The sequence below is a fragment of the Pantoea sp. USMM079 genome, from assembly GCF_037153115.1.
GTDB classification, from domain to species: Bacteria; Pseudomonadota; Gammaproteobacteria; order Enterobacterales; family Enterobacteriaceae; genus Pantoea; species Pantoea communis.
The window spans coordinates 157,359-175,147 of sequence record NZ_JBBCKX010000008.1; the positions used below are offsets into that span (position 1 = coordinate 157,359).

The window sequence follows — 17,789 nt, forward strand, 5'->3', positions numbered from 1 at the left end:
ACGTAGATGGCTTATCAATCTCAAGACATTATCCGCCGCTCCGCCACCAATGGTTTCACGCCTGCTCCGCAGGCGCGGAATCATCAGCAGGAGGTGGCGAAGCTGATCGACGTCACCACCTGCATCGGTTGCAAAGCCTGCCAGGTGGCGTGTTCAGAGTGGAACGACATCCGCGATGAGGTTGGGCATAACGTTGGGGTGTATGACAACCCAGCGGATCTGACCGCCAAATCCTGGACGGTGATGCGCTTCTCAGAAGTGGAGGAGAATGGCAAGTTAGAGTGGCTTATCCGCAAGGATGGGTGCATGCACTGCGCCGATCCCGGCTGCCTGAAAGCCTGTCCGTCCGAAGGTGCGATTATTCAGTACGCCAACGGCATCGTCGATTTTCAGTCCGAGCAGTGCATTGGCTGCGGCTACTGCATTGCCGGCTGTCCGTTCGACGTGCCGCGCCTGAATAAAGACGACAACCGCGTGTATAAATGCACGCTGTGCGTCGATCGTGTCAATGTTGGCCAGGAACCGGCGTGCGTGAAAACCTGCCCGACCGGCGCCATCCATTTTGGTAGCAAAACCGATATGCAGGCGCTGGCGGCAGAACGCGTGGCGGAGCTGAATACGCGCGGCTATGAGAATGCGGGCTTGTACGATCCGGAAGGCGTCGGCGGCACGCATGTCATGTACGTGCTGCATCATGCTGATAAACCGCAGCTGTATCACGGTTTGCCAGAAAACCCGAGCATCAGTCCGGCGGTCACCTTCTGGAAAGGTATCTGGAAACCGCTGGCGGCCATCGGTTTCGCCGCCACCTTCGCTGCCTCGGTATTCCACTATGTCGGCGTCGGGCCGAACCGGGTGGAAGAGGATGAGGACGAGAACCTGCACGAAAAAGAGGAGCGCGAATGATGAAAAAGCGCGATCGTCTGGTGCGATACAGCGCACCGGAACGCATCAATCACTGGATTGTGGCGTTCTGTTTTGTTCTGGCAGCCCTGAGCGGGCTGGGTTTCTTCTTTCCCTCCTTTAACTGGCTGATGCACGTTTTGGGCACGCCACAACTGGCGCGCATCCTGCATCCCTTTGTCGGCGTGGTGATGTTTGCTGCTTTTCTGATCATGTTTTTGCGCTACTGGAAACAGAATCTGATCAATCGCGAAGACCTGATCTGGGCGAAAAACATCAATAAGATCGTACGCAATGAAGAGGTGGGTGATACCGGCAAATACAACTTCGGGCAGAAGTGTGTGTTCTGGGCTGCTATCATCAGCTTAGTCTTGCTGCTGGCGAGCGGAGTGGTTATCTGGCGTCCTTACTTTGCAGGCGCCTTTGCGATTCCGCTGATTCGCGCCGCTTTGGTGGTGCATTCGGTCTCAGCTGTGGCATTGATCGTGGTGATTATGGTGCACATTTATGCGGCCCTGTGGGTCAAAGGTACCATTACCGCCATGGTTGAGGGCTGGGTGCCGGCCGCGTGGGCAAAGAAACATCATCCACGCTGGTATCGTGAGCAGCGCCAACGCCAAACACAACAGGAAAAACGTCCCTGATGAGTATTCGCATTATCCCGCAGGACCAGCTGGAGAAAGGCGAAAAAAACACGGCGGAACAGGTTCCGCCGTTGCTTTTCCCTCGGCTGAAAAATCTGTACAGCCGCCGTGCAGCGCGTTTACGTGAGCTGGCAGCGAAGAATCCGCTGGGCGATTATCTGCGCTTTGCTGCCGTGATCGCGCAGGCGCAAGACATCGTGCTGTACGATCATCCGCTGCAACTCGATTTGCGCCAGCGTTTGGCCGAAAGCGCCGAACAGGGCAAGCCGCCGCTCGATATTCACACCTATCCCCGCGATGCCCACTGGCAGCGTCTGCTGCATTCGCTGATTGCCGAGCTGAAGCCCGAGATGAGCGGCCAGGCATTGGCGGTGCTGGAGAACCTGGAAAAAGCCTCCTCTTCCGAGCTGGAAGGCCTGGCCAGTGCGCTACTGGAGGGTGATTTTGCGCAGGTCAGCAGCGATAAAGCCCCGTTTATTTGGGCAGCGCTTTCGATCTATTGGGCGCAGATGGCAGCGCTGATCCCAGGCAAAGCCCGCGCAGAATACGGCGAGCATCGCCAGTTCTGCCCGGTGTGCGCCAGCGTGCCGGTGACCAGCGTGGTGCATATGGATGTGGGCCAGCAGGGGCTGCGTTATCTACACTGTAATCTGTGTGAAAGTGAATGGTATGTGGTGCGCAGTAAGTGCTCCAACTGCGAGCAAACGCGCGACCTGCACTATTGGTCACTCGACAGCGAAAGAGCCGCAGTGAAAGCCGAAAGCTGTGGTGACTGCGGCACCTATCTGAAGATGTTGTATCAGGAGAAGGATCCGGCGGTGGAACCGGTGGCCGATGACCTGGCCTCACTGGTGCTGGATGCGCGTATGGAGCAGGAAGGCTTTGCGCGCAGCAGCCTGAATCCATTTATGTTTCCTGGGGATTGAGCAAATTGCCGCTTTCCTACGAACTGTCGCGGCACGATTTATCGCGCTGTTTTTGAGCCAGACAACAACGTGTAATAAATCGCGCCGCTACAATTTGTGTACCTATCTCTGTCGCAAAGGAAACACCTGATGAAACTGATTGGCAGCTACACCAGCCCTTTTGTCCGCAAAATTTCAGTGATCCTGTTGGAAAAAGGCCTGGTGTTCGAATTTGTTAACCAGTCGCCTTGGGTGGAAGACAGCCACGTGCCGCACTATAACCCGCTGGGCAAAGTGCCTGCACTGGTAGACGATAACCATCTCACCTGGTTTGATTCTTCGATTATCGCCCAGGTCATTGAGCTACGCGGTGACGCCCCTGCTCTGTTGCCGGATGACGCCCTGCTCGCTCTGCAGGTACGTCAGCTGGAAAAGCTCGCCGATGGCATCAACGATGCCGCCGTGATGATTGTGCGCGAACAGATGCGCCCCGGCGATCAACAATCCGAAGAAGTGCTAATGCGTAATCGCGAGAAAATTTTGCGTGGGTTGGATGCGCTGGAAACGGCGGCGGCCCAGGGTGAACTCTTGAACAGCGGTACGCTCAATCTGGCCGACATCGCCACTGGCTGCATGATTGGTTATCTCAACTTCCGCCGGGTGCTGCCTAACTGGTGCGTGAACCGCCCGGCATTGATCAAGCTGGCCGATACGTTGTTTGCGCGGGAGAGTTTTGCCCGCACCGTTCCGCCTTCCAGCTAAGCTAAGCCACCCGATGAAAACACTGTATTCACAACTGCCTGCTATCGACAGCCTGCTGCGCGATCCCGCGATGCAGCCGCTGCTGCTGCAGACGGGCACCGCGTTTACCACCCGCCAGCTGCGCGCCATGCAGCAAGAAGCACGCACGCATATTCAACAGCATCAAACTTTACCCGGCTGGCATCTTAACTGGCCAGAGGAAGCGCAGCGCCGCGCGCAACAGCAGCAACAAAGCGCGCTGCGTCCGGTGTTCAATCTCACCGGCACGGTGCTGCACACCAACCTGGGCCGTGCGCAGTTAAGCACGCGCGCGATTGAGGCGGTCACTGCCTGCTTGCGCCAGCCGGTCACGCTGGAATATGCGCTGGATGATGCGTCACGTGGCCATCGCGATCGTGCGGTGAGTGCGCTGCTGTGTGAACTGACGGGGGCTGAAGCGGCCTGTATCGTGAATAACAATGCCGCCGCCGTGTTGCTGATGCTGGCAGCACTGGCGCCAGGTCGCGAAGTGATTGTCTCACGCGGTGAGCTGGTCGAAATCGGCGGCGCGTTCCGCATCCCCGATGTGATGCGCCAGGCGGGCTGCCAGCTGGTTGAAGTCGGCACCACTAATCGTACCCATCTGAAAGATTATCGTGCTGGCATCAGCGACAACACCGGTTTGTTGATGAAGGTGCATACCAGCAACTACCAGATTCAGGGCTTCACCCATGCGGTAGCGGAAGCCGAGCTGGTGGCGTTGGCGGCGCAACATCAGCTGCCGGTGATCACTGATTTAGGCAGCGGTTCGCTCATCGACATGACCGCTTTTAATTTGCCCGCCGAGCCGATGCCGCAACAGCTGATTGCCGCCGGTGTGGATCTGGTGAGTTTTTCCGGCGATAAACTGCTGGGCGGCCCGCAAGCAGGGATTATCGTCGGCAAACAGGCGCTTATCGATCGGCTGCAACAGCATCCGCTCAAGCGTGCTTTGCGCGTGGATAAAATGACGCTGTCTGCGCTGGAAGCCACTTTGCAGCTTTATCGCCAACCGGAAACGTTGCGCGAAGCGCTGCCCACGCTGCGCTTGTTGACGCGATCGTCACACGAGATTTTGCAGCAGGCCGAACGGCTGATGCCTGCGCTGGAACATGCCTATGGCGCTGATTTTTCCCTTAATATCGCCGCCTGCTCGTCGCAAATCGGCAGCGGTTCATTACCCGTTGAGCGCTTACCGAGTTTTGCCATCACGTTTAGCCCACGTGAATCTCACGGCAGCTCGCTGGATGCACTGGCGCAACGCTGGCGTGCATTATCACAACCGGTGATTGGCCGCATCCAGGAAGGAAGACTGTGGCTGGATTTACGCTGCCTTGAAGATGAAGCGGCGCTGATACGGACCTTAACCACATGATTATCGCCACCGCTGGACACGTCGATCACGGTAAAACCGCACTGCTACAGGCGTTAACCGGTGTCGATGCCGATCGCCTGCCTGAGGAGAAACGGCGCGGCATGACCATCGATCTTGGCTATGCCTACTGGCCGCAACCGGATGGCCGCGTTGTGGGCTTTATCGATGTACCAGGACACGAGAAATTCCTCGCCAATATGCTGGCGGGCATCGGCGGTATTCATCATGCACTGCTGGTGGTAGCGTGCGACGACGGTGTGATGCCGCAAACGCGTGAGCATCTGCAACTGCTAAGCCTGGTCGGGCAACCCCCGCTTAGCGTGGCGTTGACCAAAGCGGATCGCGTCGACGCCGTCCGTATCGCTGAAGTGCAGCATCAGGTGGCGGAGTTGACGCAGCAACTGGGCTGGCTGGCAGTACCGCAATTTGTCACCAGCAGTACCACCCAGCAAGGCATCGACGCGCTGCGCCAGCACTTGAGTGAACTGCGCGCGCCGGATTTTGACAGCGGCCGCCGCTTCCGCCTCGCCATTGACCGCGCGTTTACCCTCAAAGGCAGCGGATTAGTGGTCACCGGCACTGCTCTTTCGGGTGAAGTCAACGTAGGCGATACCTTGTGGCTCAGCCGCCTCAATTTGCCGGTGCGCGTGCGTTCGCTGCATGCGCAGAATCAGTCAGTGACGCGTGCGCAGGCCGGAGAACGTATCGCGCTGAATATCGTCGGCGATGTGGAGAAAGACCAGATTGCTCGCGGTGACTGGCTGCTGGCACAACCGCAACCCTCGGGCACCCAGCGACTGATCGTGGCGCTGCGTTTGCTACAGCCGTTAAGAAATCCCTCGCAGCCGGTACATCTTCACCATGCCGCCAGTCATGTGACTGGCCGACTTAACCTGATTGCGGGCGAACTGGCGGAACTGGTGCTCAACGAGCCGCTGTGGCTGGCGGAAAACGATCGGCTGATTATCCGCGACAGCAATGCACAACTCACGCTCGGTGGCGGACGGGTGCTGCTGCTGAACAGCAAGAAACGCGGCAAGCGCCATCCTGATTATCTTGACTGGCTGCAACAGCTGGCGGCGGCGGAAGCCGATGAGGAGAGTCTGCAGGCGCACCTGGCACAGCAACCCGTCGACATGGCCGAGCTGAGTTGGGCACGCCAGCTGAGTGACGATGCACTCAACAACCTGCTGGACAAAGTGGCGCCCGTGCGACTCGGCAGCGCCATCATGGCTGTGGAACAGGCCAATGACTGGCAGCAGCGACTGCTGGAAGCGCTCACCGCGTTTCATCAGCAGCACCCTGAAGTGCCGGGCATTGGTCGCGATCGATTGCGTCGCGTGGCTCTCCCCCACCAGCCGCCGGAACAGGTTATCGCATTGATCGATCGGCTGCTTTCACAAGGCCAGTTGCAGCACCGGCAAGGCTGGTTGCATTTGCCTGATTTCGAACCGCGCTTCAATCCCCAGGAAGAAGCGCTGTGGCAGCAGGTTGGCCCACTGTTCAGTGACCAGCCGCTATGGGTACGCGACATCGCACTGGCCACCCAGCAAGATGAAGAAACCATTCGCAGCCTGCTGCTCTCCGCCGCGCGTCTCGGTCATATCACGGCAATCGTGCGCGATCGCTACTATCGCAGCGACCAGATCCAGATCTTCGCCGATCTGATTCGCCAGCGTGACGCCAACGGTGGCAGCACTAGCGCCGCCGATTTCCGCAATCAGCTCGGTACCGGGCGTAAAATCGCGGTACAGATTCTGGAATTCTTCGACCGCAGCGGTTTCACCCGCCGTCGTGGCAACGATCACCTGCTGCGCGATGCCCGCCTGTTCGACACCAGCGCTTAATCCTTCGCGTTGCTTCGCAGTTGTCGCTGTAACTGCGCTGCAACGCCGATTCCGCATTGCTCAAAAATGTGCCAGGATGTAAGAATATTTCTTACATTGGGGCACGATGATGGCACGTACCATGACAATCGATTTAGGTGATGAACTGCGCGAGTTTGTTGAATCTCTGGTGGCTTCCGGTGATTACCGTACTCAAAGCGAGGTGGTGCGCGACTCGCTGCGTTTACTGCAGGAAAGGCAAGCAGCGTCAAAGCTGGAGAATTTAAGAAGATTGATTCAGGAAGGGATGGACAGTGGTGAACCCATCGAATGGGATATCGATGTTTTCCTTAAAAAAATGAAAGCCAGGGCGGGCATAGATGAAAAGGACGATAAGGGTAATGCCGGAAGCTGATACCGATCTGGCATCAATCTGGCTATATGGACATTGGAACTTTGGCTTGGAAAAAACGGAGAGATATGTACAGGATATTTATCAACGTTTTCATCAACTCTCAGAGAATGAGTTAGGGAGAAGACGTACTGATTTAGGTGACCGGATTTATGCATTGCCTCATCGCGAACATGTCATTTTTTATCGAACCCTATCTGAGAAGGTGATAATCCTGCGTATCTTACATCATTCCCAGGATGCTCTGTCCCATATTAAAACTCCGCAATGGCTTTAAAAAACAAAAAGGGACGATTTCTCGTCCCTTCGGTTCACTTCAACACATCGCTTACTGCAGCAGTGAAATATCCGCTACCTGCAGGAACAGTGCGCGCAGTTGCGCCAGTAGTGTCAGGCGGTTAATACGCACTTCCGCTTCATCGGCGTTAACCATCACGTTGTCGAAGAAGTTATCGACCGCTTCGCGCAGCTGCGCCAGCTCCACCAGCGCATCCTGATAACGGCCTTCCGCGAAGTACGGCTGCAACTTGTCGCCTAGTGCCGTCACGAAAGTCGCCAGCTGGATCTCGGCGTTCTCTTTCAGCAACGATGCCTGCACGCTGTCGTTGAGGGTTTCGGTGGCTTTCGCCAGGATGTTGGAAACACGCTTGTTGGCCGCAGCCAGCGACGATGCCGCTTCCAGCGTACGGAAGTGGGAAACCGCTTTCATGCGCGCATCGAAGTCCGCCGGGCGGGTTGGACGACGTGCCAGCACCGCCTGAATGGTGTCGACGCTGTGGCCCTCTTCCTGATACCAGGTACGGAAACGACCCAGCATGAAGTCGATCACTTCATCCACCACTTTGCCGTTGCTCAGCTTGCTGCCGTAGAGACGCACCGCTTCTTCGGTCAGCGTTTGCAGATCGAGTGGCAGGTTCTTCTCAACGATAATACGCAGCACGCCCAGCGCAGCACGGCGCAGTGCGAACGGGTCTTTATCGCCTTTTGGATGCTGACCAATGCCGAAGATGCCCGCAAGGGTATCCATCTTGTCGGCAATCGCGACAGCACAAGCCACGAGGTTCGATGGCAGTGCATCACCGGCAAAGCGCGGCTGATACTGCTCGTTCAGCGCCACGGCCACATCTTCCGTTTCGCCGTCATGACGCGCATAGTGCATGCCCATCACGCCCTGCGTATCGGTGAACTCGAAGACCATGTTGGTCATCAGGTCACACTTCGACAGCAGGCCCGCGCGGGTGGCGTGGTTCACATCGGCACCAATCTGAGCGGCAATCCAGCCCGCCAGCGCCTGAATGCGGTCCGTTTTATCACGCAGCGTACCCAGCTCTTTCTGGAACAGTACGGTCTCGAGACGCGGCAGGTTATCTTCAAGACGCTTTTTACGGTCAGTGTTGAAGAAGAACTCGGCATCGGCCAGACGCGGGCGCACGACCTTTTCGTTACCGGAGATGATTTGCTGCGGGTCTTTGGATTCGATGTTGGTGACGAAGATGAAGTTTGGCAGCAATTTACCGTCAGCGGAGTACACCGGGAAGTACTTCTGGTCGCCCTTCATGGTGTAAACCAGCGCTTCAGCAGGCACCGCGAGGAACTTCTCTTCGAATTTCGCGGTGAGCACCACTGGCCACTCCACCAGCGAGGCCACTTCTTCCAGCAAGCTGTCGCTCAGATCGGCGATACCGCCCAACTGCTGCGCCGCCGCTTCCGCATCCGCTTTGATTTTGGCTTTACGGGTCGCAAAATCAGCCACCACTTTGCCGCGCTCCAGCAGCAATTGCGGATACTGATCGGCGTTGTCGAGTGTGAACTCTGACTCGTTCATAAAGCGGTGGCCGCGAATCACGCGATCGGACTGAATACCGAGAATCGTCGCCGGGATCAGCTCATCGCCCAACAGCAGCGTCACAGTATGTACCGGACGGACAAACTGCACGTCGCTTGCGCCCCAGCGCATCAGTTTTGGAATCGGCAGCTTGCTTAGTGCGGTTGCCACCATCGCGGGCAGCAGTGCCTGAGCACTCTCGCCTTTCACTGAAGCGCGATGCACCAGCCATTCGCCTTTATCCGTGCTCAGACGCTCAGCCTGATCCACGGTGATGCCGTTACCGCGCGCCCAACCTTCGGCTGCTTTGGTGGCATTGCCATCGGCATCAAACGCAGCAGCAATCGCTGGGCCACGTTTTTCCACTTCACGATCGGCCTGCGCGGTCGCCAATTGGGCCACTTTCAGCGCCAGACGGCGTGGAGCGGCAAACCAGCTCACCTCGCCATGCGCTAAACCGGCGCTGTCCAGTTCTGCGGTAAAGTGCGCAGCAAAGGCTTCTGCCAGGCTACGCAGGGCTTTCGGAGGCAACTCTTCGGTGCCAATTTCCACCAGGAAAGTTTTATCGGTCATGGCTGCCTCTTACTTGTTTTTATTGCACATGGGGAAACCGAGCGCCTCACGAGACGCGTAATAGGCTTCCGCCACGGCTTTCGTCAGGGTGCGGATACGCAGGATATAGCGCTGACGCTCGGTTACCGAGATCGCCTTGCGTGCATCCAGCAGGTTAAAGCTGTGTGCCGCTTTCAGGATGCGCTCATAAGCTGGCAACGGCAGGGGTTTTTCCAGCGCCAGCAGCTGCTGCGCTTCTTTCTCGTACTGCTCGAAGCAGGAGAACAGGAAGTCCACATCCGCGTATTCAAAGTTGTAGGTCGACTGTTCGACTTCGTTCTGATGGAACACTTCACCGTAGGTGGTTTGGCCAAATGGGCCGTCGCTCCACACCAGATCGTAAACACTGTCGACGCCCTGGATATACATCGCCAGGCGCTCAAGTCCGTAAGTGATCTCACCCGTCACTGGCTTACACTCCATGCCGCCCACCTGCTGGAAGTAAGTGAACTGCGTCACTTCCATGCCGTTGAGCCACACTTCCCAACCCAGTCCCCAGGCACCCAGCGTAGGGTTTTCCCAGTTATCTTCCACGAAGCGAATATCGTGTACGGTCGGATCCAGGCCCAGCTCTTGCAGTGAACCCAGGTACAGCTCCTGCAGATTGTCCGGGTTAGGTTTGATCATCACCTGGAACTGATAGTAGTGCTGTAAACGGTTCGGGTTTTCACCGTAGCGACCATCGGTAGGACGGCGTGAAGGCTGCACATAGGCGGTAGCCATCGGCTCTGGGCCAATGGCGCGCAGGCAGGTCATTGGGTGTGAAGTGCCAGCGCCCACTTCCATGTCCAGCGGCTGGACGATGGTGCAGCCCTGACGCGCCCAGTAATCCTGCAAGGTCAGGATCAGGCCCTGAAAGGTCTTGGTATCAAACTTTTGCATGTTGAGTACGCGATAAGGGTCGATTAAAAAAGAGTGCGACAGTATACCCTTTGACCGCGGATTGTGCAGCCGGAAATCCTGGCGCGCCGGGGAGTGGTTTTGCCACGGTTTAACCGGCTAAAACCTTGCGATAAGAAAATCGTATACGATTCATTCTAACACCTCCGCGAATGCATCAAACACAAATTTAATCCTTAATTTTCATAAAATTAACCACGATATAATCAAATCCTATTACGTGACAGACATCACCTTTTCGACCCGATGGTCAAAAATCGCGCATTGACACCTGTATAATCGTATACGAAATTGCGGTGAAACAGTTTTGCTTGGAATTTCACCATGAAGACCGCGATTGCTTATCCAGGAATGAACGCCAGTGACCGCCCAATGGGCCCGGCTCCGCTTTCCGCCGCCGTACTGCACGAACCGATGCTGTTTATCTCCGGCCAGGTGGCGATTGACCCCTACAGCGGTGAGATCAAGTGCAATGACATCGCCAGCCAGACGCGCCAGGTATTGAAAAACGTCGGCGATCTATTGAGCGAAGCGCAGATGACCTTCGATAACGTGGTGCGCGTGACGATCTATCTCACCGACCTCAGCACCTTCAGTGAGATGAACGCGGCGTATAGCGAGTTCTTCCAGTTCCCCTTCCCGGCGCGCGCCACCGTCGGTATTCAACTCAACCATCCTGACCTGCTGGTCGAGATGGAAGTCACGGCGATGCGCTGATGCATATTCATATCGAAAACGACGCCAGCGCCCCGCAGGCATTACATCTGACCCCGCAGCACCTGCAACAGCTGTTGGATGCCCATCCGCAACTGCGCGGTCACTTTACCCTGAGCGAAAACAGCCAAGCCGCGCATACCGCAGATTTCCTCGCCACCAGCGACATTTTGTGGAGCGGACGCAAGCTGGCGCTCGATACCTTCAGCGCACCACGTCTCGGCTGGGTGCAGGTGATGTCCGCCGGCGTCGAGCAGTGGCTGGCACATCTGCCGGAGGGCGTGACGCTGACCAATGCGTCCGGCGTGCACGGCGATAAAGGCGCCGAGTTCATTCTGATGGCGGCGTTGATGTTCAACTTTGGCATTCCGGGTTTTATGCAGGATCAGGCTCAGCGCCTGTGGCGCCCCACCTTCGGCGGCTGCGCGCGTGGCAAAACGGTCTTGCTGCTCGGCGTCGGCGGTATCGGTGCCGCGGCGGCGAAACTGCTGACCGCGCAGGGCTACCGCGTGATTGGTGTGACGCGCAGCGGCCAGTGTGATGCCGACGTAGCGCGTTGTATTCGCATTGATGCGATGGACGATGTTCTGCCACAGGTGGATGTCCTGGTCTCAACGCTGCCGCTCACGCCCCAGACAGACAAGTTGTTTGACCGCCGCCGTCTCGATCTGCTGCCTGCCCGCGCCGGCATCGTGATTGTCGGCCGTGCCGCCGTGTTCGACTACACCGCGATGCGCGAAAAACTGTGCGCCGGTGAACTGGCCGGTGCGGTTCTGGATGTTTATCCGCAAGAGCCGCTGCCAGTAGACGATGCGCTGTGGAGCACGCCGGGCGTGGTGATGACACCGCACTGCAGTCTGGACGATCACAGTGCCTACCTTGAGGGCTGCCTTGAGGTGTTTATCGATAACCTGGTGCGTTTCCGCAGTGGCCATCCGCTGCGCAACCAGGTTGATGTTGCAAGAGGTTATTGAAGTCGCAGTACCGATAAAAGCCGTAAGACGTTCATAAAACACAAGGTCATCGCTTACACATTCACCAGCACCAGGGGAACCTTATTATGAAATTTGCACGCATCGCATTACTGATCTCTGGCATCACCGGCACGCTGTTAGCGGGCCTCTCCAGCGCCCATGCCGCCAGCACCGACCCGATTACGCCAACCGCCAGCGATTTTGCGGCAATGGCGCAGTGCAAGGCGCTGCAGACCAAATACCCGTCACTCAAAGGCAAAGATCTGGTGGTAGGCCTGGGTGGCTACACCAAAGGCTTCGAAGCCCCTTCCGAAAAAGACCCAAGCATTATTGAAGGTCTCGATCCTTCGCTGTTCGAACGTATCAGCAGCTGCCTTGGGGCAAAACACAGTTATCAGACCGGTTCGTTCAACGTGCTGCTGACCTCCATTTCCAGCGGTCGTGCCGATATCGGTCCGATGCTGTATGTCACCGATGAACGCCTGAAGCAGATCGCTTTTGTCGCCTCCATGCAGGTGCAGGATGGCTCGATTCTGGCGAAGGGCAATCCAAAGAAAATCACCACCGTTGATGACCTGTGCGGCAAAACCGTGGCCGCCGCTGCCGGTTCTTACGAAGCCAACAAGTTGGTGCCCGAGCAGAGCGCCAAATGCACCGCCGCTGGTAAGCCAGAAGTCAGCATGCTGATGGTGCAGAACACTGACAACAGTATTCAGGCGGTGAAAAGTGGTCGCGCCGACATCTATCTGACTGAAGCCGGATCCGCCATCGCCATCGCCAAAGCTGACAAAACGCTGGAAAGCGGCTTTACCGTTGACCTGCCGATCATGGTTGGCTTCCCCATCGCCAAAGACAACACCACGCTGCGCAGTGCAGTGATGGATGCTATGAAGGTGATTCAGGAGAGCGGTGCGCAGAAGAAATTGCTGGATTACTGGGGTCAGGGCAGCGCGGCTGAACGCCCGGTTGTTGCACGTGGTTAATGCATAAACTCAGTCGGATCAATTGGGTTGCTGCATCACGGGCAACCCAAGCGATCGCATTGAGGGAGATAACGCCTTGGATGATTTTCTTAAGTACCTGACCTTCCCTTACCTGTGGGAAGGGGCCGTCATCGCTGTTCAGCTGCTGGTAGGCGCATTAGCGGGCGGCATCCTGATTGGCTTTTTCCTGGCGTTGGCCAGCACCTCAAAGCACTGGTTTATCCGTGTGCCGGTGAAAACGTACATCTATCTGCTGCGCGGCACGCCGGTGCTGCTGCAACTGATTCTGCTCTACAACGTACTGCCAGAGTTCGGCCTGCGTTTCAGCCCGTTCACCAGCGCCCTGTTGGCGTTGATGATTAATGAAACCGCCTTCTGCGCCGAGATTATTCGCGGCGGCATTATGGCCACCGATCGCGATCAGAGCATGGCAGCGCAGGCCTTTGGCTATTCGCGCACCAAAGAGATGATCCACGTGGTGATCCCGCAAGCGCTGCGCGCCATTCTGCCGACCATGGGCAATGAAACCGTCGGCCTGCTGAAATCCACCTCGCTGGCATCGGTCGTAGGCGTGAATGAGCTAACAATGCGCGGCCAGGCCATCGTGTCGCAGAACTTCCTGTTCATTCCGGTACTGGTGGCCTCGGGCGGCATTTACCTGATTCTCTCTACGCTGCTGGCGGGTGGTCAGTGGTGGCTGGAGAAGTTCTATAATCTCGACGAACGTGCCCGCCGTGCCCGTGCGCGCCTGGCAAAACTGCCGCCAGAAGCGGACGTGATGTCGATGCAGTTGCCGAAACGTCGCTGGGATACGCAAACCGCCGCGCCGGTGCTGGAAGTGGACAACCTGTGCGTCGAATACGCCGGTAAAGCGGTACTGAAATCCCTGTCGCTGACTGTACGCCGTGGCGAAGTCGTGGTGCTGCTCGGTCGTTCCGGCTCCGGTAAAAGTACCCTACTGAAATCGATTCTGGCGCTGACGCCACGCAGCAGCGGCACCATTCAGACCGAAGGCCACTTTATGGGCAGCGATGAAAACGGCCGCCCACTGGCTGCCCGCCATCTGCCGGCTAACCGCGCCAAATCCGGCATCGGTATCGTGTTCCAGCACTTCGCGCTGTTCGATCACCTCACCGCGCTGGAAAACGTGATGAGTATTCTGCTGCGCGTGCAGGGTGCCCAACCCGAAATCGCCCGCGCTAAAGCAATGCGTGCCCTGAAGATGGTGGGATTACAGGATTTCGCCGCCTCGCTGCCGCATGAGCTATCAGGCGGGCAGAAACAGCGTGTCGGCATCGCCCGTGCGCTGGCAGCAGAACCGCAAATCCTGCTGTTCGATGAGCCGACCTCAGCGCTCGACCCTGAGCTGGTGCGTGAAGTGAACCAGACCATGCGCAGCCTGGCGCAAACCGGCATCACCATGATTATCAGTACCCATGACATTGCCTTCGCGGCGGGCGTGGCCGATCGCGTGGTGTTCCTGCAGAACGGGGCGCTGATTGAAGAAGGGCCACCGGCGATTTTGCAGAATCCCAAAACGCCGGCTTTTGCCACCTTCCTCGAACATGAAAATGCCACGGAGGCCCAGCATGCCAATGCATGATCTTGCGGCGCGTGAACGTCTTGGCGATGCGCTGTTCCGCTATATGCAGGGGCAGCCAGCCGATGCGCTCGCTGACGAACCGGATGCTAACCAGCAGGCGCTGCGCCGTTTTCGCTTGCTGCCGCGTGTACTGCAAGGCAATGAGGCGATCAGCACCCAGACCACCATCCTCAATCAAAGCTGGTTTGCTCCGCTCGGCGTCGGTGCCTTTGCGGGCGATCGCATCTTCCATGAAGAGGGATTGCTGCCGATTGCCCGCGCCTGTAAACGTCTGCAACTGCCGCTGGTGATCTCCGAAGAGACGGTCACGCCGCTGGAACAGATTGGCGCGGAGTACGACCGCTGCTGGCTTCAGCTACGCGCGGCAGGTGATGTTGGGCGTATCAAAGATTTGATCGATCAGGCTGCACAAGCCGGATTCAAAAATATCGTTCTCACCGTGCTGGCACCGGTGCATCCGGTGCCGGGATTACAGCCAGGCGGCTTCTCAATTGGTGAAGCGCTCAAACAGCGCGGCTGGCACACCGTCGGCGGCATGCAACCGGGCGTTGAACCCTTGCCGGCCTTTCCGGTGTGGCGCTGGCAGGAAATTGACGAGGTGGCCGCACACTGCGCTGCGCGTCAACTGCCGCTGTGGCTAAAAGGCATTTTGCATCATGACGATGCGGCACCGGCGGCACAGCACGGTGTGAGCGGCATCATCGCCTCGAATATTGGCCTGCGCCAAAGCGCGCGCTGGGCAACACCGGTCGATCAGCTCGCCGATTTACAGGCGGTCACTCGTCTGCCGCTGCTGCTGGATGGCGGCGTGCGCTGCGGCAGCGATGCTGTGGTGGCACGTTGCCTCGGCGCCTCGCTGTCACTCAGCGTGCGACCGATCATCAGCGCCCTGGTAGCAGGTGGCGAAAGCGCGGTGTTCGATCTGCTCTCCGGCTGGATCAATGAAATCACCGCCATTAGCCACTGGTGCGGCGTCAGCGACATGGCTGCGCTCAACGGCAGTTTTGTTACGGAGGTGCGTGGCTGATGCAGACGTTAATCTTCAATCAGGGCGATGCCAGCGAATCCCGCATCTATTACTGCGCCCACTATTTGGCCGACAGCCTCGGCTTGTTCGCCGCCGAGCAGTTGCAAGTCACCTTCACCACCAGCGCATCGGGCGGGCACACCGTGCAGGGCGGACAAGTGCCTGCGGTGCTCAACCGCGAAGCGGACCTCACGCTGGGCGGACCGATGGTGGTGATGAAGCATTACCAGCAGCACGGCGCTGAGTTGCAGTGCTTTTGCGCCTCGGTCGCCGCTAATCCGTGGTTTCTGGCGGCAGCACAGACCCAGCCCGATTTTCAGCTCAGTGATTTGCGCGGTAAACGCGTGCTGGATGTCGGTAATGTCGGCACCGCCACGCTGACCTTCCGCTGGCTGCTGTCCCAGCATGGTTTGTTGGATCAGGTGGAGCTGATTGCCGGTAGTGGCGATCAGGCCCGCGATTTCGCGGCTGTGGCTAGCGGTGAAGCTGATTACGCGCTGCACGCCATGCATATGCTGGCACCAGCGATTGCCGCCGGGCAATTAAGCAGCATCAGCAGCCTCGCCTCACTGTGTGGCAAGGTGCCGTGGAGCGCCTATATTGCACGCGCCGATGTCCTCACGGAGAAAGCCGCTGCGTTTGCTGCCTTCTCACGCGCCATCAAACAGGCACTGGCGTGGATCGCCACCCATGACGCCGAAACACTGGCGGCGAGCGTGCAACGCTATTACCCCGATTATCCGCTTGATGCGCTGATCACCGGTTTAGCCGCGTATCAGCAAGCCCACGTCTTCGCACCCAGCGGCCTGATTCCAGCCGATGAATTTGACCACTTCAGCCAGTTGCTGAGCGCTATCGGCTGGCTGGATCCTTCTCAACCCGTGCCCTATGGCGCACTGGTGACGCAAGCAGGAGCAGAGTGATGAAACAATTAATTATCAACGGCCTGGTAGTGACAGAAACCCGCGCCGCGCCCGCCGATGTGCTAATTGAGAATGGCAAAATCAGCGGCCTGCTGATGCCGGGTGCCCTCGCTGACGGCGTCGATGAGATCATTGATGCGCAGGGGCTAATCATCGTACCCGGCGCGATTGATGTGCATACCCATTTCACCGGCTCGCACGATTTCCCTGAACAGGAGCTGCGCGAAGGCACGCGTGGTGCGGCTGCGCACGGCGTCACCACCATCGTTGAGATGCCGCACTCACTGCCGCCCGCCACCAGCCTCGCTAACTTCACCGCCAAGCAGCGCTGGCTGGCGGACAACTGCTCGGTGGATTACGCCATGTGGGCCGGACTGGATGGCCGCAATGTGCACGAGTTAGCGGCGCTGGATCAGGCGGGCGCACTGGCGTTCAAAGCGTTCCTGTGTAGCGGCGCGCCCAATGGTGAAGCCACTGACGAGAAAGGCTTACCGCGCCTCGACGATGATGGCTTGCTGCGTGCGATGCGTGAACTGGCCACCTTTGACGGTTTGATTGGCGTCCACGCTGAGAACCACGACATTCTGATCGGTGCCGGCAGCGAACTGCGCCGCGCTGGACGCAAAGATACCCGCGCGCATGCGCTGGCCGGGCCAGAAATCGCCGAAATCGAAGCCGTGGGTCGCGTTTTGGCGGTGGCGGAAGAGACCGGCGCACGCTGCCACATCGTGCACGTCAGCTCCGCGCGCGCTGCCGAAACCATCGTCGCCGCCAAAAGTAAGGTGCGCGCCAGCTTCGAAACCTGTCCGCACTATCTGATTCTGGATGAAGACGATCTGGTACGCATCGGTCCGAATGCGCGCTGTGGCCCGCCGATCCGCCCACGTCCGGTGGTGGATGCGCTGTGGCAGGTGCTGCTGCGCGGCGACGTCGACATGATCGCCTCTGACCACTGCCCCTACACCCCGGCACAGAAACAAGCCGGTGAAGCCAGCATCTGGGACGCCGGTATGGGGCTAACCGGTGTTGAGACATTAAGTCCGATGTTCTTCAGCGCGGCGCATATCGATCGTGGTCTGGCCCTTACGGAATTTGCCCGCATGACCGCCAGCGGCCCGGCTAAAGCCTTCCAGCTGTGGGGCAAAAAAGGCGCTATTGCACCCGGCTTCGATGCCGATTTGGTGTTTATCGATGCGCAGCAGAGCTGGATCGTGGAGGGGGAAAAATTCCAGGGACTCGGCAAGTGGAGCGCATTTGAAGGGATGCGCTGTCAGGGTAAAGTGGTGCGCACACTTATTCGTGGTGTCACGGTATTCCAGGATGACCAGATGCAGGTTGAACCCGGCTTTGGTCAGTTCGTGACCCGGCAGGTATAAACAGGAC

17 protein-coding genes are annotated in these 17,789 nt (G+C 58.0%); 15 read left to right on the plus strand and 2 right to left on the minus strand.

Going from position 1 to position 17,789, the window contains the following annotated elements:
• Positions 1–6 precede the first annotated feature (6 nt).
• The 8 genes from fdxH to WFP70_RS13870 all read left to right on the plus strand — a co-directional run bounded on the left by fdxH (position 7) and on the right by WFP70_RS13870 (position 7,122).
• Positions 7–906, plus strand: coding sequence for a formate dehydrogenase subunit beta (fdxH, locus tag WFP70_RS13835; protein WP_058961125.1), 900 nt, complete (start codon positions 7–9; stop codon positions 904–906).
• Positions 906–1,547, plus strand: a complete 642-nt coding sequence (gene fdoI, locus WFP70_RS13840; RefSeq protein WP_034827952.1) for a formate dehydrogenase cytochrome b556 subunit — start codon at positions 906–908, stop codon at positions 1,545–1,547. The genes fdxH and fdoI overlap by 1 nt, the downstream gene beginning before the upstream one ends.
• A complete protein-coding gene (gene fdhE, locus WFP70_RS13845; protein WP_034827709.1) occupies positions 1,547–2,473 on the plus strand; it encodes a formate dehydrogenase accessory protein FdhE in 927 nt (308 codons plus the stop codon). Before fdoI ends, fdhE begins: the two co-directional genes overlap by 1 nt.
• A gap of 129 nt (positions 2,474–2,602) precedes the next feature.
• Positions 2,603–3,214: a glutathione S-transferase gene (locus tag WFP70_RS13850; protein WP_034827706.1), complete on the plus strand. Its 612-nt coding sequence runs from the start codon at positions 2,603–2,605 to the stop codon at positions 3,212–3,214.
• Between the two features lie 13 nt (positions 3,215–3,227).
• The gene (gene selA, locus WFP70_RS13855) at positions 3,228–4,607 is read left to right on the plus strand and encodes an L-seryl-tRNA(Sec) selenium transferase (protein ID WP_337023571.1); all 1,380 of its coding nucleotides are present in this window, start codon (positions 3,228–3,230) and stop codon (positions 4,605–4,607) included.
• Complete coding sequence (selB, locus tag WFP70_RS13860) at positions 4,604–6,454, plus strand: selenocysteine-specific translation elongation factor (protein WP_337023570.1); 1,851 nt, start codon at positions 4,604–4,606, stop codon at positions 6,452–6,454. The genes selA and selB overlap by 4 nt, the downstream gene beginning before the upstream one ends.
• A 109-nt stretch (positions 6,455–6,563) precedes the next feature.
• Positions 6,564–6,848 carry a type II toxin-antitoxin system ParD family antitoxin gene (locus tag WFP70_RS13865; protein ID WP_337023621.1) on the plus strand — a complete coding sequence of 95 codons (285 nt, stop codon included), beginning with the start codon at positions 6,564–6,566 and terminating at the stop codon, positions 6,846–6,848.
• Positions 6,835–7,122 (plus strand): type II toxin-antitoxin system RelE/ParE family toxin, encoded by a 288-nt coding sequence (locus WFP70_RS13870; protein WP_337023569.1) that lies wholly within the window; start codon positions 6,835–6,837, stop codon positions 7,120–7,122. The genes WFP70_RS13865 and WFP70_RS13870 overlap by 14 nt, the downstream gene beginning before the upstream one ends.
• Before the next feature lie 51 nt (positions 7,123–7,173).
• On the opposite strand, the gene glyS is transcribed toward WFP70_RS13870, so the two are convergent.
• Complete coding sequence (gene glyS / locus WFP70_RS13875) at positions 7,174–9,243, minus strand: glycine--tRNA ligase subunit beta (protein ID WP_337023568.1); 2,070 nt, start codon at positions 9,241–9,243, stop codon at positions 7,174–7,176.
• 9 nt (positions 9,244–9,252) lie between these two features.
• Entirely contained in the window at positions 9,253–10,164 is a 912-nt protein-coding gene (gene glyQ, locus WFP70_RS13880) for a glycine--tRNA ligase subunit alpha (protein ID WP_034827699.1), read from the minus strand.
• A 342-nt stretch (positions 10,165–10,506) separates the two neighbouring features.
• Between glyQ and WFP70_RS13885 the strand changes: the two genes are divergently transcribed.
• The 7 genes from WFP70_RS13885 to WFP70_RS13915 all read left to right on the plus strand — a co-directional run bounded on the left by WFP70_RS13885 (position 10,507) and on the right by WFP70_RS13915 (position 17,782).
• Entirely contained in the window at positions 10,507–10,899 is a 393-nt protein-coding gene (locus WFP70_RS13885) for a RidA family protein (RefSeq protein ID WP_337023567.1), read from the plus strand.
• Positions 10,899–11,870 (plus strand): D-2-hydroxyacid dehydrogenase, encoded by a 972-nt coding sequence (locus tag WFP70_RS13890; RefSeq protein WP_337023566.1) that lies wholly within the window; start codon positions 10,899–10,901, stop codon positions 11,868–11,870. The genes WFP70_RS13885 and WFP70_RS13890 overlap by 1 nt, the downstream gene beginning before the upstream one ends.
• A gap of 86 nt (positions 11,871–11,956) precedes the next feature.
• Positions 11,957–12,853, plus strand: a complete 897-nt coding sequence (locus tag WFP70_RS13895) for a transporter substrate-binding domain-containing protein (protein ID WP_034827693.1) — start codon at positions 11,957–11,959, stop codon at positions 12,851–12,853.
• Between the two features lie 76 nt (positions 12,854–12,929).
• On the plus strand, positions 12,930–14,456 hold the full coding sequence (locus WFP70_RS13900) for an amino acid ABC transporter permease/ATP-binding protein (protein ID WP_058961135.1): 1,527 nt from the start codon (positions 12,930–12,932) through the stop codon (positions 14,454–14,456).
• Entirely contained in the window at positions 14,443–15,483 is a 1,041-nt protein-coding gene (locus WFP70_RS13905; RefSeq protein WP_337023565.1) for an alpha-hydroxy acid oxidase, read from the plus strand. The genes WFP70_RS13900 and WFP70_RS13905 overlap by 14 nt, the downstream gene beginning before the upstream one ends.
• Positions 15,483–16,406, plus strand: coding sequence for an ABC transporter substrate-binding protein (locus WFP70_RS13910; RefSeq protein ID WP_337023564.1), 924 nt, complete (start codon positions 15,483–15,485; stop codon positions 16,404–16,406). The genes WFP70_RS13905 and WFP70_RS13910 overlap by 1 nt, the downstream gene beginning before the upstream one ends.
• On the plus strand, positions 16,406–17,782 hold the full coding sequence (locus WFP70_RS13915; RefSeq protein WP_160868652.1) for a dihydroorotase: 1,377 nt from the start codon (positions 16,406–16,408) through the stop codon (positions 17,780–17,782). The genes WFP70_RS13910 and WFP70_RS13915 overlap by 1 nt, the downstream gene beginning before the upstream one ends.
• Positions 17,783–17,789: the final 7 nt, after the last annotated feature.

Excerpts from the sequence above, each read along its gene's own strand:
- glyQ (WP_034827699.1), bottom strand. The coding sequence starts at position 10,164 with ATGCAAAAGTTTGATACCAAGACCTTTCAGGGCCTGATCCTGACCTTG.
- selB (WP_337023570.1), top strand. The coding sequence starts at position 4,604 with ATGATTATCGCCACCGCTGGACACGTCGATCACGGTAAAACCGCACTG.
- glyS (WP_337023568.1), bottom strand. The coding sequence starts at position 9,243 with ATGACCGATAAAACTTTCCTGGTGGAAATTGGCACCGAAGAGTTGCCT.
- WFP70_RS13865 (WP_337023621.1), top strand. The coding sequence starts at position 6,564 with ATGGCACGTACCATGACAATCGATTTAGGTGATGAACTGCGCGAGTTT.
- WFP70_RS13890 (WP_337023566.1), top strand. The coding sequence starts at position 10,899 with ATGCATATTCATATCGAAAACGACGCCAGCGCCCCGCAGGCATTACAT.
- WFP70_RS13915 (WP_160868652.1), top strand. The coding sequence starts at position 16,406 with ATGAAACAATTAATTATCAACGGCCTGGTAGTGACAGAAACCCGCGCC.
- WFP70_RS13910 (WP_337023564.1), top strand. The coding sequence starts at position 15,483 with ATGCAGACGTTAATCTTCAATCAGGGCGATGCCAGCGAATCCCGCATC.
- selA (WP_337023571.1), top strand. The coding sequence starts at position 3,228 with ATGAAAACACTGTATTCACAACTGCCTGCTATCGACAGCCTGCTGCGC.
- WFP70_RS13905 (WP_337023565.1), top strand. The coding sequence starts at position 14,443 with ATGCCAATGCATGATCTTGCGGCGCGTGAACGTCTTGGCGATGCGCTG.
- fdhE (WP_034827709.1), top strand. The coding sequence starts at position 1,547 with ATGAGTATTCGCATTATCCCGCAGGACCAGCTGGAGAAAGGCGAAAAA.
- WFP70_RS13870 (WP_337023569.1), top strand. The coding sequence starts at position 6,835 with ATGCCGGAAGCTGATACCGATCTGGCATCAATCTGGCTATATGGACAT.
- WFP70_RS13850 (WP_034827706.1), top strand. The coding sequence starts at position 2,603 with ATGAAACTGATTGGCAGCTACACCAGCCCTTTTGTCCGCAAAATTTCA.
- WFP70_RS13885 (WP_337023567.1), top strand. The coding sequence starts at position 10,507 with ATGAAGACCGCGATTGCTTATCCAGGAATGAACGCCAGTGACCGCCCA.
- WFP70_RS13895 (WP_034827693.1), top strand. The coding sequence starts at position 11,957 with ATGAAATTTGCACGCATCGCATTACTGATCTCTGGCATCACCGGCACG.
- fdxH (WP_058961125.1), top strand. The coding sequence starts at position 7 with ATGGCTTATCAATCTCAAGACATTATCCGCCGCTCCGCCACCAATGGT.
- fdoI (WP_034827952.1), top strand. The coding sequence starts at position 906 with ATGAAAAAGCGCGATCGTCTGGTGCGATACAGCGCACCGGAACGCATC.